Genomic DNA, 8,719 nt, shown 5'->3' on the forward strand with positions numbered 1-8,719 from the left:
GCCCCAGAGCAAGGAATCCGACCGGAGGATTCCATCCAGTCGGATTTCTTGCTCTAGAAAACATAGCTGCTCTAGCCGCCGAGGCGGCGGATCGGCACGCGCTCCGTCGTCAGCGCCGCGGGCCAGCCCCAGAGCCGCTCCACCAGCACCAGCCCGACCGCCAGCGCCAGGGCCGCCAGCATCACCATCGCCACGCGGCGCGAGGGCGGGCGGCGCACCAGCCGCGAGAGGAAGAACAGCAGCCGTGTCAGCGGGTCCACGGCCGCGGCCCCTCATCCCACCTGACGGGTGATCGTGCGGAGCGTGACGAACTCCTCCGCCGCCGTGGGGTGGATGCCGATGGTGCGGTCGAAATCCTCCTTCGTCGCGCCGGCGACGATGGCGACCGCGATGCCCTGCATGATCTCCGCCGCATCCTCGCCCAGCATGTGGGCGCCCAGCACGCGGCGGGTGCGGCGGGAGACGACCAGCTTCATCAGCGTCTTGCGCGCCGCCTTGCTGATGGTGTGGCGCATCGGCGTGAAGCGGGCGACATAGACGTCGATCGGCCCCTGCGCGGCGGCGGCCTCCTCGCTCAGCCCCACCGTGGCGGCGGGGGGCGAGGTGAAGATCGCCGTCGGCACGTTCTGGAAGCTGGCGGTGCGCGGGTGGCCGCCGAACAGCGTGTCGGCCAGGGCATGGCCCACGGCGGTGGCCACGGGGGTCAGGTTCAGCTGGTCCGTCACGTCGCCGATGGCGAAGATGTGCGGCTGGGCGGTGGCCTGCTCCAGCGTCACCGGCACGCAGCCCGAGCGGCCGGGGGCGATGCCGGCGCGCTCCAGCCCCAGCCCGTCGGTGTGCGGCACCCGGCCGGTGGCGAACATCACCTGGTCCGTCTCCAGCACCAGCCCGTCCTCCATGGTCAGGCGCACGCCCTCGCCCGCCTTCTCCAGCCGCGCCGGCATCTGGCCGGGGTGCAGGCGGATGCCCTGGTGGCCCAGCGCCTCGGCCATCGCCTCGCGCAGGTCGCCATCCATGCCGCGCAGCGGCAGGGGCTGGCGGTAGAGCAGGTCCACCTCCGAGCCCAGGCCGCGCAGCAGCGAGGCGAATTCCAGCGCGATGTAGCCGCCGCCCACCACCACGATGCGGCGCGGCCGCTCCTTCAGGGTGAACAGATCGTCCGAGACCAGGCCCAGCTCGGCGCCGGGGATCTCCGGCCGCTGCGGCCGCCCGCCCACCGCGATGACGATGCGCTCGGCGGTGATGCGCTGCCCGCCCACATCCAGCGTGTGCGGGTCGAGGAAGGTGGCGCGGGCATTGAAGGTGGTGACGCCGGCATTGCCCAGCAGGCGGGCGTAGATGGCGTTCAGCCGCGCCACCTCGGCGTCGCGCGCCGCCACCAGCGTGGCCCAGTCATGCTCGCCCTTCTGGTTCCGCCAGCCGAAGGCGGGGGCCTCCTCGGCCCACTGCCCGTATTCGGCGGCGTGCACCATGATCTTCTTCGGCACGCAGCCGACATTGACGCAGGTGCCGCCCCAGAAGCGCTCCTCCGCCACGCCGACCCGGGCGCCGTGCCCGGCCGAGATGCGGCCGCACCGGACGCCGCCCGAGCCGCCGCCAATGACGAACAGGTCGAAATCATAGGCGCTCATGCGGCGGGACCCCTCTGTCATGCTGCCGCTGCAAGAAGGGGCGCCCCGGCGCCCGCGTCAACCCGTTCCCGCGCGCGGGGCTGGCCCGTTCACCCCGAGCAGGCCGCCTCCACGCGCAGCGCCGCATCCAGCGCCGCGCGGCCGGCCACGCCGTCCACCACCACCGGCGCGCCATCGAGGCAGGCGGCGACGAAGGCGGCCTGCTCGGCCTCGAGGTTGTCGTGGTCCTGCCAGGAGAGGGTCTCGATGCCGTGGCCGGGGAGCTGCTCCAGCGGCGCGCCCCGCCCCTTGCGCACCAGGGTCATCTCGCGCGCCAGGAAGTCCAGCCGCGCGACGCCCTCGGTGCCATGCACCACCAGCCGCCGCTCCATCGCCAGGCTGGCGCGGCTGGCGGTGATGGTGGCCTGGGCGCCATTGGCGAAGCGCAGCCGGGCGTTGGCGAAATCCGTCCGCTCCGAGACCATCGTGGCGCCGAAGGCCTCCACCCCCACGAGGTCGGCGCCCGCGAGCGAGAGCACGAGGTCGAGGTCGTGGATCATCAGGTCCAGGATCACGGTGATGTCCAGGCTGCGCGGCCGGAAGGGGGCGACGCGCACCGCCTCCATGTAGAGCGGCCGGCCGACGCCGCCGCTGCCGCGCAGCGTGGCCATGCCGGCGCCGTAGCGCTCCACATGCCCCACCTGCAGCACGCGGCCGAGCGCCGCCGCCTCGGCCACCAGCGCGTCCGCCTGCGCCAGCGTGGCGGCGATCGGCTTCTCGATGAACACGTGGCAGCCCGCCGCCAGCGCCGCCATGCCGAGTCCGTGGTGGAAGGCGGTGGGGGCGGCGATGATCACGGCATCGGCCGCCGCCATCAGCGCCCCGGCGCTCTCCCAGGCGCGGGTGCCGGCCTCGGCCGCCACCTGGGCGGCGCGCGCCGGGTCGGCGTCGGCCAGCCCCAGGAACTCCACGCGGGGGAATTCCTGGCGGGACGCGCCGGCCGCCTTCAGCGTGTGGAACCGCCCGAAATGCCCCGCCCCGATGACGCCCAGCTTCAGCCGCATGCCCTGCCCGATCCCTCTGTCCGAGGCGGCGGGATGTAGCAGAGAGTTGCCGCCGATGCATGGTGGGTTGCATCGGCGGCGGCGGGGCAGCATTTTCCGCACCCTCTAGCTTGGGGGGCCTTCTCGGCCATGCTGTACTTCGCGCGGTGGAAGGTCGCCGCCATTCTCGGCGTCATCCTGCTGGGTGTTCTGCTGTCTCTGCCCAATGTCGTGCCGCGCTCGGCCATTCCGTCCTGGCTGCCGGCGCGGCAGATCTCGCTTGGCCTCGACCTGCGCGGCGGCTCCTACCTGCTGCTGGAGGTGGACCTGAACGCGGTGGTGCGCGAGCGGCTGGAAAGCCTGGCCGATGGCGCCCGCACCCGGCTGCGCCAGGCCAATATCGGCTACCTGAACCTGCAGGCGCAGCCCGCCGCCAACAGCCTGACGCTGCGCGTGCGGGACCCGGCGCAGACCCAGGCGGCGCTCGCCGCGCTGCGCGAGCTGGCCAACCCGGTGCCGGTGGGCGGCGGCGCCACCGCCCCCGATGTGGAGCTGGCCAGCCAGCCGGACGGCACCATCACCGCCACGCTCAGCGAGGCCGCCCTGCGGGCGCGGGCCGGCGGCGCGGTGGAGCAGTCCATCGAGATCGTCCGCCGCCGCATCGACGAGACGGGCGTGGCCGAGGCGCTGATCGCGCGCCAGGGCCAGAGCCGCATCCTGGTGCAGCTCCCCGGCGTCGAGGATCCCAACCGGATCAAGGAGCTGCTGGGCCGCACCGCCCGCATGACCTTCCGCCTGCTGGACGAGAACGCCAATCTGCAGGCGGCCGTGCCGCCGCCGGGCGTCGAGTTCCTGGAGGGCGAGCAGCCGGGCACGCGCTACCCCGTCCGCCGCCGCATCGAGGTGGACGGCGCCAACCTCTCCGACGCCCGCGCCGGCCAGGACAGCCGCAACGGCGAATGGGTGGTGAACTTCACCTTCGACTCCGTGGGCACCCGCCGCTTCGCCGACATCACCCGGCAGAATGTCGGCCGCCCCTTCGCCATCGTGCTGGACAACAAGGTGATCACCGCCCCCGTCATCCGCGAGCCGATCACCGGCGGGCGGGGCCAGATCAGCGGCAATTTCAACGCGGCCGGCGCCAACGACCTGGCGGTGCTGCTGCGCGCCGGCGCGCTGCCCGCCCCGCTCACCGTGGTGGAGGAGCGCACCGTGGGCCCCGAGCTGGGGGCGGACGCGATCCGCGCCGGCCTGCTCAGCCTGGCCGTCGGCGCCGCCTTCGTCATCGGCTACATGGGCTTCGCCTACGGGCTGTTCGGCTGGTTCGCCAACCTGGCGCTGGTGGTGAACATCCTGCTGCTGGTGGCCGCCCTGTCGCTGCTCGGCGCCACCCTCACCCTGCCCGGCATTGCCGGCATCGTGCTGACGCTGGGCACGGCGGTGGACGCCAACATCCTGATCAACGAGCGCATCCGCGAGGAGGTGAAGGCAGGCAGGCCGCCGATCAGCGCGCTGGAGGCCGGCTTCACCAAGGCCTCCGGCACCATCATGGACAGCAACCTGACCAACCTGATCGCCATGGCCTGCCTCTACGTGCTGGGCTCCGGCCCGGTGCGCGGCTTCGCCGTCACGGTGGCCATCGGCACCATCGCCTCGATGTGGTCGGCCACCGTGCTGGTGCGGCTGATGGTCTCCGCCTGGTACCGCTCCCGCCGCCCCAAGACCCTGCCGGTCTGAGGAGACGCGCCCCATGTTCCTCTCCCGCCCGCTGTTCCGGATCGTCCCGGACAACACCCAGATCGCCTTCATGCGCGGCCGCGTGCTGGGCATCGCCTTCTCCGCCCTGCTCTCGGTGCTCTCCCTCGGCCTCGCCTTCTATCCGGGGCTGGAGAAGGGCATCGACTTCCGCGGCGGCATCATCATGGAGATCCGCACCCAGGGGCCGGCCGACCTCGGCGCCCTGCGCGGCGCCATGGGCGGCCTCGACCTCGGCGATGTCGGGCTGCAGCAGTTCGGCGACGACAGCACCGTGCTGCTGCGCCTGCCCGTGCAGGGCCAGGAGGGCGAGGAGGGCGCCACCCAGGCCGCCGTCAACGCCGTGCGCGGCGCGCTGGAGCAGGCGGCGCCGGGCGCGCGCATCCTGCGCACCGAGGCGGTGGGCAACCGCGTCTCGGCCGAGCTGTTCGCCAACAGCCTGATCGCCCTCGGCATGTCGATGCTGGCGATGCTGGTCTACATCTGGTTCCGCTTCGAATGGCAATTCGCCGTCGGCGCCATCGTCACCCTGGTGCTGGAGACGACCAAGGTGGTGGGCTTCCTCGCCATCACCCGCATCGAGTTCAGCCTGACCACGGTGGCGGCGGTGCTGACCATCATCGGCTTCTCGATTAACGACAAGGTCGTGGTGTACGACCGGATGCGCGAGAACCTCCGCAAGTACAAGACGATGCCGCTGCGCCAGCTGATCGACAAGTCGATCAACGAGACGCTGAACCGCACCGTCGGCACCTCGATGACGCTGCTGCTCTCCGCCCTGCCGCTGGCGCTGTTCGGCGGCGACGCGCTCTCCGGCTTCGCCTGGACGATGGTGTTCGGCATCATCGCCTCCACCTCCTCCTCCATCTTCATCGCCGCGCCGATCCTGCTCTTCCTGGGCGAGAACCGGCTGCGGCGGGGCACCGAGGCGCCAGTGCCGGCAGCCCCGCCGGGCGCCGCCCCACGCCGCTGAGGCAGCGCCCGCAGCCTACCCGCCGCCGTTGGCCCTGCCGGGGCCAGCGGCGGCGGGCACCACCCTGCCCTTCGATCCGCCGAGCCGGACAGCGCCAGCGCTCTCCACGCCGGCGCCTTCGCCCCTTCCTCGAGCGCCAGCCCCGCCGCTCCGGCATCCGGCCGCGCAACCTGCCCGGCGCGGGTGGGCCGGGGGGCCCCCCCCGGCAATGGGCGCTGGATTGGTGCCTTCTCCCTGCCCTGCCTGGTCTGCGCGCCGCCTGGCTGACCGGGCTTGGCATCGCCGGGGCGGCGCGGCTGGAGCTGCTGCCGGACCTGCCAACCCCCGGCCGAGCAGGGCCTGCCGCTGGCGGCAGCGCAGCACCGTGCCCTGCTGCGGCCCGGCCCATGGCTCCCCGGCGGAGGCCGACGCACTGCCCGCCAAGGCTGGCGCCATCGCCGCCGCAGCCGGCAGGCTCGGATGGCGCAGGAGATCGCCCCCTGACAGCAAGGATGGAAGACCGCAGCCTGAGACGGCAGCGCTGCCTGCTCTCAATAATGAGAATATGATTATAATTGTCATGGAGACAGACCGGAAACGAATTATTAATATGCGGCTCGAAGGACCCCATGCCGCACCCATCCGTTCTGCGCCAGCCGGCCGTGCCATTCCGCACGCTCGTGCTGGCCGATGACCCTGCCATCCTGACCGCCGCCCGAATGGCCTCGAACGCCGCGGGCGACATGGCGCCGCTGTTCGTCGCCTCGGGGCGCGAGGCGCTGCGCCAGCTGTTCCGCGCCGATGACCGCCCGGCGCGGCTGATCTGCCAGCCCTCCACCGCCGGCGAGAGCTGGCCGGCCCTGATGGCCACCGCCCGCGACCCCTTCGCCCCCACCGGGCTGGTGCTGGTGCGGGAGCAGCAGCGGCCCCCGGCCGAGACGGCGGGCCTCGTCAGCGTGCCGCCCGAGGTGAAGGCGCTGACCCGGGCGCTGCGCACCCTCTCCGCCTGGCCGCCGCAGATCCCCACCGACGACCCGCACGAGCTGGCGCTCGGACTGGCGCGCGGCGAGATCGCGGTACGCTACCAGCCGGTGCTGAACCTGGCCGACCGCCGGCCAGTGCTGCTGGAGGGGCTGGCCCGCTGGCAGCGGCGGGACGACACGCCGCTGAGCCCGGACCTCTTCGTGCCCCTGGCGGAGCGGCACGGGCTCTCCCGCGCCCTGGCCCAGGCGGTGGCGCTGGTGGCCTTCACCGAGATGGCGCCACGGGCGGCGCGGCTCGGCAGCCAGATCAGCCTGAACCTGCCGCTGGAACTGATGCTGGAGCCGGAAACGCTGGGCTGGCTGCGCCGCCTGCTGGCCAGCACCCGCTTCCCCCCCGGCGCGCTGGTGCTGGAGCTGACCGAGACGACGCCGGTGCGCGACCGCGCCGCGCTGCGCCGGGCGCTGCGCCATTTCGGCGCCGCCGGCCACGCCGTGCTGATCGACGACATGGGCCTCGACGACGACCGCGCCGCGCTGCTGGAGCTGCCTTTCGCCGGCATCAAGCTGGACCGGCACCTGGTCTCGGCCATGCCGCGCAGCCGCCGCGCCCGCGCCCTGGTGCAGCGGCTGGTGGCGCGGGCGCATGCGCGGCGCATGAGCGTGACGGCCGAGGGCGTGTCCAGCGCGGCGCTCTGGCGCGCCGCCGCCATGGCCGGGGTCGACCGGGTGCAGGGCTATGCCATCAGCCGCCCGTTGCCCGGCCCCGCCCTGCCCGCCTGGGCCGCGGCGCACAGCCTGCCGCCGCGGCTGGCGCCCGGCGGCGCCGGCGCCCGGCAGCGGCGGCCCGCCTAGGCTTCAGCCGTAGCATTCGCGGTAGAGCGCGACGATCTCCTCCGCCTCCGGCACGCGCGGATTGTTGCCCGGGCTGCCCGAGGCCAGGGCCTGCGCCGCCATGGTGCCGAGCCGCGAATCCCAGGCCGCCGGGTCGATGCCGAACTGGCGCGGGCTCGGCACGCCGAGTTCCTGGTTCAGCGCGCGCAGCTCGGCCAGCAGCGCCTCGGCAGCGGCGGCATCCGGCGTGGCGGCGTCGGCCAGGCCCATGAGGCGCGCCGCCTCGGCATAGCGCGCCTGCCCCGCCTTCAGCCCGAAGCGCGTCACCGCCGGCAGCAGCATGGCGTTGGAAAGGCCGTGCGGCACGTGGAAATGCGCGCCGATCGGCCGGCTCATGCCATGCACCAGCGCCACCGAGCTGTTGGAGAAGGCGAGGCCCGCCAGAGTGGCCCCCTCCATCATCGCCGCGCGCGCCGCGCGGCCCTGCGGGCTGGCATAGGCGGTGCGCAGGTTGCGCGCGATCAGCGGCATCGCGGCGCGGGCATAGAGGTCGGAGAGCGGGCTGGCGCGCTTGGAGACGAAGGCCTCCAGCGCGTGGGTCAGGCTGTCGATGCCGGTATCCGCCGTGATGCGCGGCGGCACGCTGAAGGTCAGCTCGTAATCCACCACCGCCGCCAGCGGCAGCGCGCCGAGGCCGGCGATCAGCATCTTCTCGTCCCGCTCCGTGTCGGTGACGATGGTGAAGCGCGTGGCCTCGCTGCCGGTGCCGGCGGTGGTGGGCACGCAGATCACCGGCAGCGCCGCGCGGTCGGCGCTGGCGGGCACCTTGAAGTCCCGCATGTGCTGGCCGGGGGCGGCGGCGGCCAGGATCGCCATGGCCTTGGCCGTGTCCATCGGGCTGCCGCCGCCGAAGCCGATCAGGCAGTCATGCGGCACCTCGCGCAGCACGGCGACGCCCGCGGCCACGGTGGTGTCGGTCGGGTCGGCCACGGTGTCGGAGAAGACGCGGGGGGCGATGCCGGCGGCGGCCAGCGGCGCCAGCACGCGGTCGATCATGCCGGAGGAGACCATCCACGGGTCCGTCACCACCAGGGGCTGGGAGAGGCCGAACTCGCGCAGCAGGGCCGGCAGCTCCGCCAGCGCGCCGCCGCCGATCAGCAGCTTGCGGGGGGCGACGAGGGATACGCTCATGGATGTGTCCTCCTGCTCGGTGGCCGCCGGTCGGGCGCCGGCGTGGTGGAAATGGCTTAGCCCCGCCCGCAAGGCCCGTCAGCCCCCCAGGCTTTCCTGCCCCTGCCCATTCCCATGCCCCCCTGGCGGAAGCGCCTGGGCTCGGGGAGGATGCGGGCCATCATGCTCCTGCTGTTGCAATCCGCGCCGCTGCTGCTGCTCCTGGCGCTGCTTCTCTCCGGCCGGGCCGGGCCGGTGGGCGCCTGCCTCGCCGCCCTGGCCGCCGCGCTGCCGGCCATCGCCCTCTCCCTGCCGCCGGCGGCGGAGGCGGGCGGCATGCCCGCCCCCGTGGCGCGCGAGGCGCTGGGCGGCTGG

8 protein-coding genes are annotated in these 8,719 nt (G+C 73.6%); 4 read left to right on the forward strand and 4 right to left on the reverse strand.

The features are described from left to right. Positions 1 to 71: 71 nt before the first annotated feature. From ACFOY6_RS09095 to ACFOY6_RS09105, 3 genes are all read right to left on the reverse strand, one after another. Positions 72 to 260 carry a hypothetical protein gene (locus ACFOY6_RS09095; protein WP_379634733.1) on the reverse strand — a complete coding sequence of 63 codons (189 nt, stop codon included), beginning with the start codon at positions 258 to 260 and terminating at the stop codon, positions 72 to 74. 12 nt (positions 261 to 272) lie between these two features. Continuing rightward, positions 273 to 1,631 (reverse strand): glutathione-disulfide reductase, encoded by a 1,359-nt coding sequence (gorA, locus tag ACFOY6_RS09100; protein WP_109515202.1) that lies wholly within the window; start codon positions 1,629 to 1,631, stop codon positions 273 to 275. Positions 1,632 to 1,720: 89 nt separating this feature from the next. After that, positions 1,721 to 2,674, reverse strand: a complete 954-nt coding sequence (locus tag ACFOY6_RS09105; RefSeq protein WP_379634735.1) for a Gfo/Idh/MocA family protein — start codon at positions 2,672 to 2,674, stop codon at positions 1,721 to 1,723. Positions 2,675 to 2,803: 129 nt separating this feature from the next. Here ACFOY6_RS09105 and secD point away from each other — a divergent pair, with 129 nt between their 5' ends. The 3 genes from secD (at position 2,804) to ACFOY6_RS09120 (ending at position 7,195) form a co-directional block, all read left to right on the forward strand. Beyond that, positions 2,804 to 4,390 carry a protein translocase subunit SecD gene (secD, locus tag ACFOY6_RS09110; protein WP_109515200.1) on the forward strand — a complete coding sequence of 529 codons (1,587 nt, stop codon included), beginning with the start codon at positions 2,804 to 2,806 and terminating at the stop codon, positions 4,388 to 4,390. A 13-nt stretch (positions 4,391 to 4,403) separates the two neighbouring features. Next, on the forward strand, positions 4,404 to 5,381 hold the full coding sequence (gene secF, locus ACFOY6_RS09115) for a protein translocase subunit SecF (RefSeq protein ID WP_379634737.1): 978 nt from the start codon (positions 4,404 to 4,406) through the stop codon (positions 5,379 to 5,381). A 608-nt stretch (positions 5,382 to 5,989) separates the two neighbouring features. Further along, positions 5,990 to 7,195: an EAL domain-containing protein gene (locus tag ACFOY6_RS09120; RefSeq protein ID WP_379650259.1), complete on the forward strand. Its 1,206-nt coding sequence runs from the start codon at positions 5,990 to 5,992 to the stop codon at positions 7,193 to 7,195. A gap of 3 nt (positions 7,196 to 7,198) precedes the next feature. Here the strand turns inward: ACFOY6_RS09120 and ACFOY6_RS09125 are convergent, their stop codons facing one another. Beyond that, positions 7,199 to 8,365, reverse strand: coding sequence for an iron-containing alcohol dehydrogenase (locus ACFOY6_RS09125; protein WP_379650261.1), 1,167 nt, complete (start codon positions 8,363 to 8,365; stop codon positions 7,199 to 7,201). A 162-nt stretch (positions 8,366 to 8,527) separates the two neighbouring features. Between ACFOY6_RS09125 and ACFOY6_RS09130 the strand changes: the two genes are divergently transcribed. Further along, on the forward strand, positions 8,528 to 8,719 hold a 192-nt coding region (locus tag ACFOY6_RS09130; RefSeq protein WP_379650263.1), incomplete at its 3' end, for a hypothetical protein.

It is taken from the genome of Teichococcus aestuarii (genome assembly GCF_042651065.1).
Lineage (GTDB): Bacteria > Pseudomonadota > Alphaproteobacteria > Acetobacterales > Acetobacteraceae > Pseudoroseomonas > Pseudoroseomonas aestuarii.